This window comes from Trinickia sp. (genome assembly GCF_036503415.1).
Taxonomy (GTDB): domain Bacteria; phylum Pseudomonadota; class Gammaproteobacteria; order Burkholderiales; family Burkholderiaceae; genus Trinickia.
In genome coordinates, this window is record NZ_DASXWY010000026.1 from 62117 (window position 1) to 77890 (window position 15774).

General features: G+C 63.0%; 14 protein-coding genes. 8 read left to right on the forward strand and 6 right to left on the reverse strand.

What is annotated here, in order from left to right; genetic code table 11:
- Nucleotides 1-121 precede the first annotated feature (121 nt).
- On the reverse strand, nt 122-1234 hold the full coding sequence (locus VGL01_RS03795) for a porin (RefSeq protein WP_331567223.1): 1113 nt from the start codon (nt 1232-1234) through the stop codon (nt 122-124).
- A gap of 507 nt (nt 1235-1741) precedes the next feature.
- Between VGL01_RS03795 and VGL01_RS03800 the strand changes: the two genes are divergently transcribed.
- Entirely contained in the window at nt 1742-2269 is a 528-nt protein-coding gene (locus tag VGL01_RS03800; RefSeq protein WP_331567225.1) for a hypothetical protein, read from the forward strand.
- Nucleotides 2270-2524: 255 nt separating this feature from the next.
- Nucleotides 2525-3085: a glycine zipper 2TM domain-containing protein gene (locus tag VGL01_RS03805; protein ID WP_331567227.1), complete on the forward strand. Its 561-nt coding sequence runs from the start codon at nt 2525-2527 to the stop codon at nt 3083-3085.
- A gap of 69 nt (nt 3086-3154) precedes the next feature.
- On the opposite strand, the gene VGL01_RS03810 is transcribed toward VGL01_RS03805, so the two are convergent.
- The 4 genes from VGL01_RS03810 to imuA form a co-directional block, all read right to left on the reverse strand.
- Nucleotides 3155-3883 carry a phage tail tip lysozyme gene (locus tag VGL01_RS03810; RefSeq protein WP_331567229.1) on the reverse strand — a complete coding sequence of 243 codons (729 nt, stop codon included), beginning with the start codon at nt 3881-3883 and terminating at the stop codon, nt 3155-3157.
- Nucleotides 3884-4074: 191 nt separating this feature from the next.
- The gene (locus VGL01_RS03815) at nt 4075-7221 is read right to left on the reverse strand and encodes an error-prone DNA polymerase (RefSeq protein ID WP_331567231.1); all 3147 of its coding nucleotides are present in this window, start codon (nt 7219-7221) and stop codon (nt 4075-4077) included.
- Between the two features lie 9 nt (nt 7222-7230).
- The gene (locus tag VGL01_RS03820) at nt 7231-8700 is read right to left on the reverse strand and encodes a DNA polymerase Y family protein (protein WP_331567233.1); all 1470 of its coding nucleotides are present in this window, start codon (nt 8698-8700) and stop codon (nt 7231-7233) included.
- Nucleotides 8630-9337 carry a translesion DNA synthesis-associated protein ImuA gene (gene imuA, locus VGL01_RS03825; RefSeq protein ID WP_331567235.1) on the reverse strand — a complete coding sequence of 236 codons (708 nt, stop codon included), beginning with the start codon at nt 9335-9337 and terminating at the stop codon, nt 8630-8632. The genes VGL01_RS03820 and imuA overlap by 71 nt, the downstream gene beginning before the upstream one ends.
- A 287-nt stretch (nt 9338-9624) precedes the next feature.
- Between imuA and VGL01_RS03830 the strand changes: the two genes are divergently transcribed.
- The 6 genes from VGL01_RS03830 to VGL01_RS03855 all read left to right on the forward strand — a co-directional run bounded on the left by VGL01_RS03830 (nt 9625) and on the right by VGL01_RS03855 (nt 15310).
- Entirely contained in the window at nt 9625-9825 is a 201-nt protein-coding gene (locus tag VGL01_RS03830) for a hypothetical protein (protein WP_331567237.1), read from the forward strand.
- 138 nt (nt 9826-9963) lie between these two features.
- The gene (locus tag VGL01_RS03835) at nt 9964-11553 is read left to right on the forward strand and encodes an ABC transporter substrate-binding protein (protein ID WP_331567239.1); all 1590 of its coding nucleotides are present in this window, start codon (nt 9964-9966) and stop codon (nt 11551-11553) included.
- Between the two features lie 23 nt (nt 11554-11576).
- Entirely contained in the window at nt 11577-12656 is a 1080-nt protein-coding gene (locus VGL01_RS03840; protein WP_331567241.1) for an ABC transporter permease, read from the forward strand.
- 44 nt (nt 12657-12700) lie between these two features.
- Nucleotides 12701-13642, forward strand: coding sequence for an ABC transporter permease (locus VGL01_RS03845; protein WP_331567243.1), 942 nt, complete (start codon nt 12701-12703; stop codon nt 13640-13642).
- Nucleotides 13632-14522, forward strand: coding sequence for an ABC transporter ATP-binding protein (locus VGL01_RS03850; protein WP_331567245.1), 891 nt, complete (start codon nt 13632-13634; stop codon nt 14520-14522). The genes VGL01_RS03845 and VGL01_RS03850 overlap by 11 nt, the downstream gene beginning before the upstream one ends.
- Entirely contained in the window at nt 14519-15310 is a 792-nt protein-coding gene (locus VGL01_RS03855; protein ID WP_331567247.1) for an ABC transporter ATP-binding protein, read from the forward strand. Before VGL01_RS03850 ends, VGL01_RS03855 begins: the two co-directional genes overlap by 4 nt.
- An 8-nt stretch (nt 15311-15318) precedes the next feature.
- Here VGL01_RS03855 and VGL01_RS03860 read toward each other — a convergent pair.
- Nucleotides 15319-15774 (reverse strand): DUF1697 domain-containing protein (locus tag VGL01_RS03860; RefSeq protein WP_331567249.1); only part of this gene is annotated, 456 nt, incomplete at its 5' end.

A 15774-nucleotide genomic window follows, 5' to 3' on the forward strand; every position in this document is an offset into this window, starting at 1 on the left:
GTATAGGGGCGGCGCCGGCCCCGCAATGCAGTGGCCCGCTCTCCAGTAGGGAGAAGCCCATGGAAAAAAGGCGCCGCAATGCGGCGCCTTTTCAGACAGCAATCAGACGCTGAAACCCGCTTTAGAAACGGTGACGCAAACCGACCGTTGCGGACGTCTGGTTGTTCGAGCTCGAGATGCCGCCGTTATTGGCGTTGTAGACCCATGCCACAGCACCGGCACCCGAAGCGTGCTGGTACACGACCTGCGCGTAGACGTCCGTGCGCTTGGAGAGCGCATAGTCGGCTTGCGCGCCGATCTGGTTGAAGTGCTGACGTGCGCTCACGCCCAGCAGCGATGCTTTTTGCTGCGTGTACGTGTAAGCGACACCCAGACCCAACGCCGGCGTCAGGTTGTACTTGCCGTTGATTTCGTAGTTGTTCTGGTTGAGCGACAGCGGCGCCACAGCGAAGTTGTCGACGCGAGCCTGCGTCCAGACGAAACCGACTTGCGCGGGACCGAACGCATACGAAGCGCCGGCGCCGTAAGTGCGCTGGCGGAAGTTGCCCGGCACACCGAAGACTGAGAAAGCCGACGTATCCGACGCGCCGTTGTTCGCGGCAAGCGGGTTGTTCTGCTGCGCGTACGAAGCCGCGACACGCAGGCCCTGGAACTGATAGGCCGCGCCAACGCTGTATTCGCGGTTGTTCGCGAAGTTGGTCTGGTTGGAGAAGCCGTAGGTCGCACCGAACGTGAAGCCCGCGTAGTTCGCGCTCGTGAACTTGATCGAGTTGTTGACCGCGACACCGTAGTTCGTATTCAGGTTGTCGAAGTTGCCGAAGTGCGCGAACGACGTGCCGCCCCAGCTACCCGTTGCGCTCAGCGGCGCGAGGTAGTCTTGCTCGGCGTCGTACTGGCGGCCGAGCGTTACGGTGCCATAGTTGCTCGACAGACCGACGAACGACTGGCGCGTGAACATGCTGCTGCCGTTGGCGAAGCGGCCGCTATTCACGTTGAAACCGCTTTCGAGCGTGAAGATCGCCTTCAGGCCGTTACCCAGGTCTTCCGAGCCTTTCAGGCCGAAACGGCTTTGATCGATCCCGCCGCTCGTCTGCTGCCAATCCGAATGGCCGCCGACATTGCTCGTGTAATTGATGCCTGCGTCCAAAACGCCGTAGAGCGTGACGCTGCTTTGCGCGTGTGCCGCGACGGCAAACGAAGCCGAAACCGCAGCAACGATGAGGGTCTTTTTCATTGGAGGAAATCCCTTTCTGGTCAAACTGGCCCCGTGGCCAGACTTCGGAAGAACGGCTCTCGTCACCGCGGCTCTCGACGGCGATGACTTATGTCAGATGAATGAGCTGTTCAGCGAGGGGCGAGTCTACGGGGAGGGGGTGTCCGGGTAAACGCGGATTCTGTAATACGTTATTGCTAAAACAGAAACGATAGGGTGCAGCTATTAGTGCATTCCCTTGTTTTGGTTGGATTTTTTTCGTGGTTTAGAAGCGCGTTCATTTCAGGACGCAAGCAAGCGAACGCCCCGCTAGTTGCGAATCCACCACACACTGGCCCGCGCTGATCATGGGCAATGAGCGTCATCGCACCGATACGACATCCCGGCCGGTCCATTGGCGGATTGCGCCGATAGTCTCTCGTCCGCAGCCGCGGGCCGAAGCCTATGCTTGGCGTTGCTTCCCTACGCGCGCAAGGCGCGAACAGGGGTATCCGAAGAAATACGAGAACCGAGGGACGATTGCGAGCGATGAGCATTCGAGCATGGGCCGGCGCAGTTCTGATAGCGACGACGAGCGGACTCGTGTGGGCGCAACGGCCACTCGTCTATCCGTTGCGCAGCCAGTCGCCCGGCGCGCAAAGTGTCGACAACGCGTTTTGCTATTGGCAAGCCAAGCAACAGACGAACGTCGATATCGCGCGCGAACCGCAACGCCCGTTGCGTACCAAAGCGATCGAGTTTACGCCGGACGCGGGGCGCGGCACGTCGGTGCCGCCGCTGCCGCCAGGCGCGGACCGCGCGAAGGCGGCAAGCGGGGGCGCGGGCGCAGCCGCGGCGTCGGCAGCCTCCCCCGCGACTGTGGCCTCCCAGGCGACACCGGCATCGTCGGCAACGAGCGTGGGCGCATCGGGTGCGAGCCAAACTGCCGCGCTCAATGCGGCATCGGGCGCAAGCAGCGTCAACCTGCCTCCTCTTCCTCCGCCCGAGCCCCCTATGACGCGCTACTGGCAAGCATACGGCGACTGCATGCAAAGCCGCGGTTACGGCGTGCGTTGAACGAGCGTCCAAAGGCGTAGCAAGCAGACGTGAGCCAGGTGCGCGCATACCGCGCACCGAGCGCCGAAACGCAGCGATCCCACTTCTTGCGAACGATCCGCTTCAGCGGCGCTTTGGGCCTATCGGCCGTGCGGCAACAGACTTTACAGTCTGTTACCCGGGGCCCGCGTACAGCCGATTCGGCTTTCCCTATACTCCGATCCGCAACTGACTTACTTGCGCATTGCGAGCGCTCAATCGATACCGAGTCAAATCATGAAACGCCCCACGCTGATCAAGACCACTCTTCTGACTGCGCTCATAGCGGTCGCCGGCTTGTCCCTTACCGCATGTGTCGCGCCGAACCCGTACGGAGCATACGGTGCGCAGCCGCAGTACGCGCAACCGCAGTACGCGCAGCCGGCATATGCCCAGCCGAGCTACGCGCAACCCGCTTATACGCCGCCGCCACAGCCTGCCTACACTCAGCCCGGCGAATACGGCACGCAGTACGGCAGCGTCGCGGGCATTCGGCCGATCGGCGGCGCGACGAGTCCCTCCGGCGTCGCGGGCACGCTCGTCGGCGCGGTGGTAGGCGGAGTTATCGGCAACCAGTTCGGCCGCGGACATGGGCGCGATGCCGCCACGGTCATTGGGGCACTCGGCGGTGCCGTCGCCGGCAATCAGATCGGTCAGAACATGGGGCAGCCGTCGGGCTATCGCGTCGACATTCAGTTGAGCGACGGCAGCATGCGTTCGTTCGATATGCAAACGCCGGGCGATTTGCGGCCGGGCGACCGCGTGCGCATCGACGGCAACCAGGTCTCTCGCTACTAGGCTGCTTTGAAACGCGGGTAGCGCGCAACAGGGCGGATGCGCCGGCAATGCCGGCGCACCGCGAGTCCGTCAAACCATCACCGAGCTTCCGGATGGCATCACCTGTGCGAGCGCATCGTATCGCGCATTGAGGGCAAGGACACCCGGGCGCTCGAACACGTTGCAAAACTTCAGCGTCGCCTCTTTCGCCGTGCTCGTCGACTTTACGGCGCGGATGGCATCCGAATGCGTGGTCTGCAACTCGTGCTTCAAAAACGCGTAGTTCGCCTCCACGCTCGACGGGTTCATATGGTTGCGTGCCGCGAAATCGAGGAACTCCCGTTTGCGCGAACCCGTCCATTGCGCCACACCGTAGCCTTGTCCCATGTTCGAGCTGGGCGCCCCGGCATGCCCGCCTTCGTTCATGTTGGGATGCATGCCGCCGCTTTCGTACCAGAGGTTGGCGACGATCCCGGCCGCCTGGTTAGGCGTCAGATTGAAATCCTTCTGCAAATGGGTCATGAAGTAGCTGGCCACCGGCTTGCCGCCCCCGCTTGCGCCCGAGTACGAAGCGACGCGGGCGCTACCTGCGCGCGAAGTGCCACCCGGGGTTGAAGAGCCGCCGGATATCAAGGCCGCCAGCAGCGAATCCGTCGAGGACTCGCCGTCTCCGAGCGCAGATGAAAGCAACGCCAACAGTTGCTCGATTTCCTTGACGATGCCGGCTTGATACAGTGCGGGGTTCCAAGCAGCGCCGCCAGTGCCCGTCGGCTCGCTTTGCAGCGTATTCAATCCTCGTAATCCAGCGGTATCGATCACAGCCATCTCCGATGACAATGGGTAGCCCGTCGACTATGCGATTTGGGCCGGCACTACGAAGAACATAGCAAAGGCATCCTTACGATACTTTCGATACGCGAAGCGAACGACGTCAGAGCGAAGCGGGGATCAAAGCGAAGCCGGCCCGGTACCGCGAGAGCGAGCGACGCCTCGGGCTCGTCGCTGAACGCTCAGTGAAAATTCCTACTGGAAGTCGACAACTCGCCGAGCAAATGCGACAGGTCGACGAAACGGTGCGCAACCAGATGCCGTACCTCTCCTTCGCATTGCCAAACGCCGAACACTGCGAGGAGCGTCGCGCCGAGCGCCTCTTTTCTCTGCCGTTCGAGCATCTTCGGCCAGACGATGACATTGACGTTACCGGTCTCGTCTTCGATCGTGACGAAGATCACGCCCTTCGCCGTATCGGGCCGCTGGCGCACCGTCACGATCCCGCAAGCTCGGGCCAGCCGGCCGTTCGGATAATGCTGCAATACCGCAGCCGGCATCAGCCGTTTCTTGTCCAATTGCGAGCGCAAGAGCGCCACGGGATGACGTCCGAGCGTCAGGCCCATCGTCCGGTAATCCCCTACGATATCCTCCGCTTCCGACGGCATACCAAGCGCCGGCGTTTCGTCCTCCAGGACCGCGCGCGCGAGCATGTCCTTGTCCGGCACGGCGGCCGCCGATTGCCACAACGCTTCGCGGCGATTACCGGCGAGCGATGCGAGTGCATTGGCCGCGGCGAGTACTTGCAAGTCGTGGCGATCGAGTTCGGCCCGGCACGCCATGTCGCGTACGCTCTCGAACGGCCGCGCCGCTCGCGCGAGGGCGATGCGTTCGGCCGCGCCATCGCGCATGCCCTTGAGCTGCGACAGGCCAAGACGAACCGCGGGCCGTTCCCTGTGCGCCACCTGTTCGAGCGTCGCATCCCACTGACTGATGGCAATATCGACAGGCAATACCTCGACACCGTGGCGCCGCGCATCCTGCACGAGCTGCGACGGTGAATAAAATCCCATCGGCTGGCTATTGAGCATCGCCGCGAGGAAAGCTTCCGGCTCATGACGCTTGAGCCAGCTGCTTGCATAGACGAGCAGTGCAAAGCTTGCCGCATGACTTTCCGGGAAGCCATACTCGGCGAATCCCTTGATCTGCTCGAAAATACCGTCGGCGAACGATTTCTCGTAGCCGCGCGCGGTCATGCCGCCTACGATGCGATCGTAGTATTGCTCGAGCCCGCCTTTGCGTTTCCATGAAGCCATCGCCCGCCGCAGTTGATCGGCCTCGCCCGCCGTAAAGCCCGCGGCGAGCATTGCGACCTGCATGACCTGCTCCTGGAAGATCGGCACGCCGAGCGTGCGCGACAACGCAATTTCCAGCGCCTTGCCGGGGTACGTGACGGGCTCTAGCTTCTGGCGACGCCGCAAATAAGGATGAACGGCGCCGCCTTGAATCGGCCCCGGCCGCACGATCGCAACCTCGATCACGAGATCGTAGAACGTCCGCGGCTTCAGACGCGGCAGCATCGACATCTGCGCGCGCGATTCGATCTGAAACACGCCGACCGTATCGGCGCGCGAAATCATTTCGTACGTCGCAGTATCCTCCGGCGGAATGTCCTGCATTTCAAAACGTTCGCCTCGCAGTTGCGAAACGAAATCGAGCGTGCGGCGAATGGCCGAGAGCATACCCAGGGCAAGCACGTCGACTTTCAGCAATCCTAACGATTCGAGATCGTCCTTGTCCCATTCGATGACGGAACGTTCCGGCATCGCCGCATTTTCGATCGGTACGAGCCGCGACAGCTTGCCGCGACTGATGACGAAGCCCCCCGAATGCTGCGATAGATGGCGAGGAAAACCGAGCAGTTGCGTGGCGAGCGATGCCCACGCCTGTATCAGCGGCGCTTCGGGATCGAGCCCGCAGTCCTGGAAACGCTTGAGCAAGTCGCGTCTGCCATCGAACCACTGGTGCGATTTGGCCACCCGATCGACGATTTGCGGGTCGACACCGAGCGCCTTGCCCGTTTCGCGCAGTGCACCGCGCGGGCGGTATGTCGACACTGCGGCGGCAATGGCTGCCCGGTCCCGGCCGTATTTCGAATAAATGTACTGAACGACCTCTTCCCGGCGCTGATGCTCGAAATCGACATCGATATCGGGGGGCTCGCCGCGCTCTTTGCTGATGAAGCGCTCGAACAGCATATTGCCGCGGGCTGGATCCACTTCGGTAATGCCCAGGCAGTAGCAAACCGCCGAATTGGCAGCCGAGCCGCGCCCCTGGCAGAGAATGCCGCGGCTGCGGGCAAAGCGGACGATGTCATAGACAGTCAGGAAATAAGGCTCGTATTCGAGCTCGCGTATGAGATCGAGTTCGTATTCGATCTGGGTTTGAACATCGTGCGGAATACCGCTCGCAAAGCGCCGGTGAGCGCCGATATAGGTTTCCTGACGCAAGTAATCGGTCGGCGTCGTTCCGGGCGGCACGAGTTCGTCCGGATATTCGTAGCGCAGCGAATCGAGCGAGAACGTACAGCGCGCGAGGATGTTCGTCGTTTCCTTCAGCGCATGCTCGGGATAGAGATTGGCGAGCCGCAGCCGCGGGCGCAGGTGCTGCTCGGCGTTGGGCGCAAGCTCGTAACCGCATTCGTGCACCGGTTTGCCCACCCGGATCGCCGTCATGGTGTCCTGCAAAGGTTTGCGCGAGCGCACATGCATGACCACATGCCCGAGCGCGACGACCGGTAGCGCGCATTGCTGCGCGACATATTCGATCGTGCCGCGATGAATGTCGTCCATCGCGCGCTGATGCAAAACGAGACCACACCAGGCTCTGGCGGGAAACGTCGCGTCGAGCCATTGCAGGCGCTCGCCAAGCAGCGCCTCCTTGGCGGGGAAATCGGGTACGAGGATCGCCAGGCACCCGGGCATGCCGCGCAGATGTGTGTACGGTTTTTCCGGCCGAGCGAGATCCTGCGGTGTCAGCCGGTATTCGCCCTTTGGCGCACGCATTCTCCCCAGCGTGATGAGCTCGCATAAATTGCCATAACCGTCCCGGTTCTGTGCGAGCAGAATCAGCCCGAAAGCCGGCGAGCCGTCGGCGTTGACCAGCTTGAAATACGAGCCGACGACGAGCGGCAGTTGCGCTTGCCTGGCCGCCACATGCGCGCGCACGATACCGGCAAGCGAGCACTCATCGGTGATCGCCAGGCCGGCGTAACCCAATTGCGCGGCGCGCTCGGCCAACTCCTCGGCATGCGATGCGCCTTGCAGGAACGTGAAATTCGATAGGCAAAAAAGCTCGGCATAAGCCGGCAGCGCGGTCGGAACAGTCATCGTCGCGCCTCAACCGAAAAGCCCGTGAAGAAACCAGCTCGGCTCTTTTTCGATATCGCGGCTGCTTACGCGCTCGCGATAGATCCAGTAGCAGCTTCGGTCTTGCGCCTGAGCCACGAAGTAATCGCGCGTCACGAGTTCGCCGTCGAACCAGCCGGCCTCGATCCGCTCGCCGGTCGAAACGATCTTGAGCGGCGAGCCGTAGAACGGACGATGCTGACGCATCAGCAAACGCACGGGCGTCTCGAGCAACCAGGTGGGACGCGGCAGGACCGCGGGCGCGCTCGCCGCTTGGATCCTGGCATGCACCGGCACCCAACGGTTCGCGATCTCGGGACGATAGTCGGCCGCCGGCGCCGCGCGCAGCACGTTTTCTTCTCCCAAACGCGCGACGAGCAACTCGATGAGCCGCGCATGATCCTGTGCCGAGCCACCGGGCTCGGGAAAGAGCGTTTCCGAGGCCGGCACCGCCGGCGCCACGTTCGTCGCTTCGAGCCGAAGCGCGATGACCGAGCCCGGCAGCGTCAGACGTCCCAAACGCTCTTTGAGCAGCTTGACGAGATGATCTTCGCGCCAGGTCGGCTCGCCGAGCGCGATCGCGAGTGCCGTGGGCTCCGTCGCTTCGCGGCCGCGCTCGTGTTCGAGAAAAAACGTTGCCGCCGCGAGCGACAGCTGGTGGGCCACGAGCCAGCCGCACAATTGCACGATGAGCCGGCGCGCGGCGAACAGCATGCCTTCCGCATGCTCGATGCGGTCGGGCAGTTCGATGCGGGCCGCAAAGACGGGCGGCGGCTCCAGCCAGTCGAAAAGCTCGGGCGTCCCGCCGAAAGCCTGATCGAGCGATGCGAGCACTTCGGCACCGCAGCGTCTTTGCAAACCCGCGCGCGGCAACCGGCGAATATCGGCAATCGTCTTGCAGCCGAGACCGGTCAACCAATCGGCGAACGGTTGGAGATCCGGCACCGTGCCGAACGGCAGCCTGTCGAGTTCGCGCGCGAGCGAACGCATCGCGAGAAAACGGCGCTGAGCGTTCTGAACGAGGAGCCAGGCTCCCTGCCCCGTAGGCGCCGCACTGACGCGCGCGCTCAGGCCCATATCGCGCAAGACGATTCGCACCTGCCGGCACAATCGCAGCATCCCGCCGAACAGACGCAGGCTCGCACTGACATCGACAAGCAGGGTTGTTCCATCCACCCTGCTCACTTCCGGCGAAAACTGCATCAGCGCCATGGCGACTTCGCGCTGCGCGGCCTCTTCCTTGGTCAGGTCGCACTCGTAAATAGTGGCACCCGGCGCCAGCGTCAGCACGCCCCCGCGGCGCATGCCCAGCTGCACGCCCGCTGCGCGCGCGGCATCATCGGCCACGATGACGCTGTCTTTTTCGAGTACGACCGCGCCTTGTGCCGCTTCAGGCCACCACTTCGGCTGGAATACCTCCAGCTGGAGTCGGTACAGTTTGACGGCGAGAAATACGCGCATGACGGCTGAACAAAATAGGACTGGGATGCAGAGGAATCGACAAGGCTTCGGCGCGTGTCGGCCCTCGTCGCTTCACGATATCGACGCTGATGCCGTCGTCCGCCGGGCGCACCGCCAGCCGCAGCAACGCCGGTGAGGCCTGCTGAGCGGCTGCGAGCGGCCTCACCATGACAAAAAGCGTGTCCGACGACTGGGCAGCAAGATGCAACCGCCGCAACGAGGCCGTTTGCACCTGCTGCGCCCAAAAGAGCACCACCCCGCACGTGCCAGCCCGGAGCATCTGCTCGGCAGACCAGAGGGCATCGGGCATTTTGGCCGCGCGCACCTGAATCAATTGTTCGAGGGGCACATCCAGATAGGCGAAGGCCGGCCCATTGGGCACATGCGGGGGCTGCACGAGCGCAATGGGACGCCGGCCCTGTGCCGCGAGCACCGGCCGCAACAGCCGCATTTCGCCTACCCCCGGCTGCTGAATCAGCAGATCCACGAGTGCTCCGAGGGGCCAGCCGCCGCCCGGCAGCTCGGCCGACAATGCCGCATAACCCGTATCCACTGTACGCAGGCTGCCCCGCGCGAGCTGCGACCCGCGCCAGAGCGAAGGATGAACGTCTTCGGGATGGGAAAGAGCGGCAAACATCGGACAATTGCGCAATAACCTGTATGGATGTACAGTATGCTACACGTATTCGGAGTGTCCCGAATAGGTACTTTTTGGGATGACGGCAGGAAAATGAAGAAAGGGGCGCCGGCAACGCACCCCGTAAATCTGGGAGGTGGACGATTCCTCGCTGGCCCTCCACTATTGGCCGGCTGGAATGGCGCATGCGTCGGCATCTCTCATCACCGCGTCCCCGAGCGTCCTTCCGTCACCGGCCGCGGCATCATTCATCACGAACTGGCTCGATACTGCAGCGTCCTATTTCAATGGAACCCGAACGATACCAAGGCTATGAAATCTGGGGCCACGTCATCGCGCAAGACGAGCGCTTTGCGGCGAGCGGCACCGTCATGCGGAACAACGAGCTGATTCAAGGCTCCGGTATCCTCGCTTTTTTCGCTACCGAAGAGGAAGCGCGCGCGGCGGGCATCGAATGGGCACGCGCGTGGGTCGATTGCCACCGATGACGGCATTGGCCAGAGACCGCCACACATATTGATTACATACAGTCGTCACGCGGTACGATTGCGGTCTTGCGCTCCGCGCGCGGCTGTCACCACCCCCCACCGCCGCGGAGCCCATCGCCCTTTTCCGATGGAGCCCGCATGAAGCATCTGCTGTCGAAATTCGTCGTCACCGCGGCGATCGCCGCACTGACGCCCCTCACCACGCTTTATGCCGCCACGCCGCCCGGCATCTTCGTGATCGCCACGCAAATCGGCGAGTTCACGACACTGGACCCGAGCGAAATCTACGAGCTCGTACCGTCCGAATACGTAGCGAACGTCTATGAGCGCCTCGTGCAGATCGATCTGCACGACCCCTCCAAGTTCGAAGCCAAGCTCGCGCAGTCGTGGAGCGTCGGTGCCGACGGCACTACTTACACGTTCAAGCTTCGCCCCGGTGTCAAATTCCATTCGGGCAATCCCGTCACGGCCGACGACGTCGCCTGGTCGCTCCAGCGCACCGTATTGCTCGGCAAAGGTCCGGCCGGCGTATTGGCCGATCTTGGCCTCACGAAAGAAAGCGTCACGCAGCAGGTTCGAAAGATTGACGAACAGACGGTGACACTGCAGACCGATCGCAAATATGCGCCGAGCTTCGTCCTGAACGTATTGAGCGCGGGCCCCGGCTCGATTCTCGACAAGAAGCTGCTGCTTTCGCACGAACAGAACGGCGACGCCGGCAGCGCGTGGCTCAGGACCCATGACGCCGGCTCCGGGCCCTACCAGCTCGTCAAGTGGACGCCGAACGAAAGCCTCGTGCTGCAACGATTCGACGATTACCGCACCCCGTATCCCATGAAGCGCATCGTGCTACGTCACGTGCCCGAAGCCTCGGCGCAGCGGCTGCTGCTCGAAAACGGCGATGCCGACGCCGCGCGCAATCTGAGCCCCGACAGCCTCGCGGCACTTTCGAAAGCGGGCAAGATCCACGTGGCATCGTGGCCCGCCTCGGCATTGCTCTATCTGAGCCTGAACACGAAAAATCCGAATCTGGCAAAGCCTGAAGTGCAGCAGGCGATGAAATGGCTCGTCGATTACGACGGCATTCAACGCAACATCGTCAGTACGACTTACAAAGTGCATCAAACCTTCGTGCCCGACGGTTTTCTCGGCGTGCTCGATGCGAACCCCTACCGTCTGGATGTAGCCAAGGCGAAGGCGCTGCTCGCAAAAGCCGGCCTGCCGAACGGCTTTGAAGTGACGATGGACATGCCGAACGACTACCCGTTCGTGGAAATCGCGCAAGCGCTGCAAGCAAACTTTGCGCAAGGCGGCATCAAGGTGAAGTTGATCCCTGGCGACGCCAAGCAGGCGATCGGCAAATACCGTGCGCGCCAGCACGACATCTTCATCGGCGAATGGTCGTCCGATTACATGGATCCGAACAGCAACGCGCGCGGCTTCGCCTGGAATCCGGACAACTCCGATCAATCGAAATACAAAATGCTGGCGTGGCGCAACAGCTGGAGCATTCCGCAGCTCACCGCCGACACGGAGGCCGCGCTCGTCGAACCCGTCTCCGCGCAGCGTGCGAAGCGCTACGTCGCTCTGCAGCGGCAGGTACTCGACCATTCGCCGTTTATCATCATGTTCGAAAAAGTCGTTCAGGTGGCTACACGCCCCGGCGTCACCGGGCCGGAAGTCGGCCCCATCAACGACCTGACGTCTTATCGGACATTGAAGAAATAACCCCACGTTCGACCGAGCCCATCATGTCGACACCGCTTTCGTCGCACGCCCGATTCGAAGCGCTGCGCACACTGACTGCGCGAAGGCCAGCCGTGCGCTGGGCATTGCGCATCGCGCGCTGGGCGATCACGCTCGCCGTCACCTGTGCGGGCCTCATCGTGCTGACCTTCGTGATCGGCCGCAAGGTGCCGATCGATCCGGTGCTCGCCGTGCTCGGCGATCGCGCGTCGGCCGACGCCTACGCAGCCGAGCGCATCGCACTCGGACTCGACAAACCGCTCGCCACGCAATTGTTCCTCTACGCGCGCGACGTGCTTCACGGCAACCTGGGCATATCGCTGCTGACGGCCAACCCGGTACTCGACGACATCAAGCGCGTATTCCCCGCAACGCTGGAACTGGCCACGCTCGCGACGTTGCTCGGCATCGCGCTCGGCGTGCCGCTCGGGGTCGCTGCTGCGGTCCGGCACAACCGGCCGATCGATCATCTCGCGCGCTTCATCGGGCTCATCGGCAGTTCGGTGCCGATATTCTGGCTCGGTCTCATGGGGCTGCTGCTCTTTTATGCGCGGCTGCACTGGGTGAGCGGACCGGGGCGGCTCGACCCGCTCTACGACGGCATGGTCGACCCGCGTACCGGCTCGTTGCTGATCGATGCCGCGCTGGCGGGCGAATGGGACGTCCTGCGCAATGCGATCTCGCATATTGCCTTGCCGGCCGCCCTTCTCGGCTACTACTCGGTCGCCTATCTGAGCCGCATGACCCGCTCGTTCATGCTCGATCAATTGAATCAGGAATACATCGTCACCGCGCGCGCGAAAGGCCTGCCGGAAAGCCGCGTGATCTGGCGTCACGCTTTCGGCAACATCGCCGTGCCGCTTTTGACCGTCATCGCGCTCACCTACAGCAATCTGCTCGAAGGGTCCGTGCTGACCGAGATCGTCTTCGCGTGGCCCGGTATCGGCTCGTATCTAACCGGTGCGCTGCTCAATGCGGACATGAACGCCGTCCTCGGCTGCACGCTCGTCATCGGCGTCATGTTCATCTTCGTCAATTTGCTGACCGATGCGCTCTATCGTGTGTTCGATCCGCGTGCCCGTTGACGCGCCACCGCTGTTTTTCGTTTTTATTTGGCCTTCTATTCGATATGGCTTCTTCTCCCGATCGACCGACTCTACCCGCCGCCCCACGGTCGGTGCGCGAATGGTTGCTCGTCGATACGCCGCAATCGCGCGCGCAAGCCTCGCTCGGGCTCGCGTATCGGCGCTGGCGGCGCTTCGCGGCGAATCCGCTGAACATGATCGGGCTCGTGATCCTCGTCGCCCTCGGCATCGTCGCAGTGGCAAGCCCATTCATCGTGCCGCACGATCCGTTGCGGCAAGTCCTCTCCGATCGCCTGCTGCCGCCCGGCAGCGCCTCGCATTGGCTCGGCACCGATCAGCTCGGACGCGACATTCTTTCGCGGCTCATCGCAGGTTCGCGTCTGACGCTCGGCATCGCCGTCCTCGTCGTATCGATCGTCGTGCCCATCGGCCTGCTGATCGGCACCGCTGCGGGCTTTTGCGGCGGTTTCGTCGATGGCGTCCTCATGCGAATCACCGATATGGCGCTCGCGTTTCCGAAGATCGTGCTGGCGCTCGCCTTTGCGGCCGCGCTCGGGCCCGGTGTCGTCAATGCCGTCGTCGCTCTTTCGATCACGGCGTGGCCCGCTTATGCGCGCCTCGCGCGCGCCGAAACGCTGCGCATTGCCCACGCCGATTTCATCTATGCAGCGCGATTGCAAGGTGCTTCCGAGCCGCGCATCGTGCTGCGCTACATCGTGCCGCTTTGCATGTCGTCCGTCATCGTGCGCGCGACGCTCGATATGGCTGGCGTCGTACTCGCTGTCGCCGGGCTCGGCTTCCTGGGCCTCGGTGCGCAACCGCCTAGCCCCGAGTGGGGATTCATGGTCGCTTCGGGACGCAACGTGCTGCTCGATGCATGGTGGGTCGCTACGCTGCCGGGCGGGGCCATTCTCCTGGTGAGCCTCGCATTCAATCTACTCGGCGACGGGCTGCGCGATGTCTTCGATCCTCGCCATGGAGACTGAGATGGCCGATATCGCGAACGCTTCGCGGCCTCCGCTTTGCGAAATCGACGGATTGCGGATTGCGTTTCGCGGCCATGACGGCAGCCTCGTCGATGCCGTGCGCGATGTCTCGCTGACGCTTGCCGCGGGCGAGCGGCTCGGCATCGTCGGCGAATCGGGTTCGGGCAAGTCGCTGACGGGACGCGCGCTGCTCGGGCTGCTGCCCGCGAGCGCCCAATGCACTGCGCGCAGCATGCGTTTCGAGGGGCACGATCTGCTGGCGATGTCCGCACGCGAGCGGCGACGGCTCGCGGGCGCTGCCATGGGCATGGTGCTCCAGGACCCGAAATATTCGCTGAATCCGACGATGACGGTAGCGAGTCAGATGGCCGAGACGTTTCGGCTGCGCGAGCGCGGGCTCGGACGACGCGCTTTGCGCGCGCGCATTCTCGATGCGCTGCATGCCGTCGATATTCGCGATCCCGCACGCGTCGCGGCCTGTTATCCGCACGAGCTTTCGGGCGGCATGGGGCAGCGTGTGATGATCGCCATGATGATTTCGACCGGCCCGCGGCTCTTGATTGCCGACGAACCGACCTCCGCGCTCGATGTGGCCGTCTCGATGCAGGTGCTCGCCGTGCTCGACGAAACAATCGCGCGCCATGGCACCGGGCTTCTGTTCATCAGCCACGATCTGCCGCTCGTCATGTCGTTTTGCGACCGCGTTGCCGTTATGTACGCCGGGCGCGTGGTCGAGACTTGTGCCGCGTCGGAACTCGTTCATGCCACGCATCCGTACACGCGCGGCTTGCTTGCGGCCAGCCCGACGCTCGCCCATCCTGTCGGAGAATTGCCGGTGCTGCAACGCGATCCGGCCTGGCTCACGGAGAGCGGACAATGATCGAGCTCCGCGACGTATCCATTCGTTTTCCCACACGCACCGGCCACGTCGATGCCGTGCGCGGGGCAAGCTTCTCGGTCCCGCGCGGTGAAGCGTTCGGGCTCGTCGGTGAATCGGGCTCGGGAAAATCGACGCTGCTGCGTGCGCTGACCGGTCTCGTGCCGCTTGCGAGCGGGAGCATGTCGATCGATACGCGGATCGTCTGCGCCGGCAACGTCGACCGCGCGTTTCGGCGCGACGTGCAGATGGTGTTTCAGGACCCGTACGCTTCGCTACATCCGCGTTTTACCGTCGATGAAACGCTGCGGGAACCGCTCGCCATCCATCGGATATCGGACGCCGATCAGCGGATCGCTCGGGCGCTGGCCGAAGTCGGCCTCGGGCCCGCCTTTCGCTTTCGGTACCCACATCAGCTTTCGGGTGGGCAGCGTCAGCGCGTCGCCATCGCGCGTGCGCTGATTCTCGAGCCTCGCGTGCTGTTGCTCGATGAGCCTACATCTGCGCTCGATGTATCGGTTCAGGCGGAAATTCTCAACTTGCTGCACCGGCTGCATCGGCAACGCGAGCTGACGATGATCCTCGTCAGTCATAACCTCGCTGTCGTCGGTTTTCTTTGTCAGCGCGTGGCCGTCATGCACAACGGCGAGATCGTCGAGCAGTTGGGCGTTGACGATGTTCGTGCCGGGCGGGTGGCAAGCGACTATACGCGCGGCCTGCTGCGCGCCACGCATGGCTATCGTCGGCGTGGCCGTAAGCCGCATGCCGGTGAACCACGCAGCACGGACTGAGCGCGCCCTTATGCCGCGGCGCATTTTTTGACGGTGTCCCAGGTGCGCGTCGTCACGTTCTTGCCGAATGTCTTTTCGATCAGGGCCATGAAGGCTGGGCCACGCGGACTCGGCACGTAGACGCTGAAAACCTCTCGCTCGGCCACGGCAAGAATGCGCGCATCGTCGAATTCGACCGGCAACTCGATGTCCACCGAATGCGGTGTGCGCATGAATGTCACGACCCGTTTCGCGCCGGGCATCAGTTCGAATGCCGCATAAGGATCCGCAGTCAGCATCTCGTTGAGTTCGTCGACGCGACGGACGATCGTATAAAAGGCGTGCCCCAATCCGTCCGCCATCGCCGCCTCGAGCTTTTGTTCGAGCCGCGACTCGGAGGTCGCGCGGCTCGTGAAAACGACGTTGCCGCTCGAAAGAAGCGTTCGCACGTCATCGAAACCGGCATTCTCGATGCAGCGCTTCAG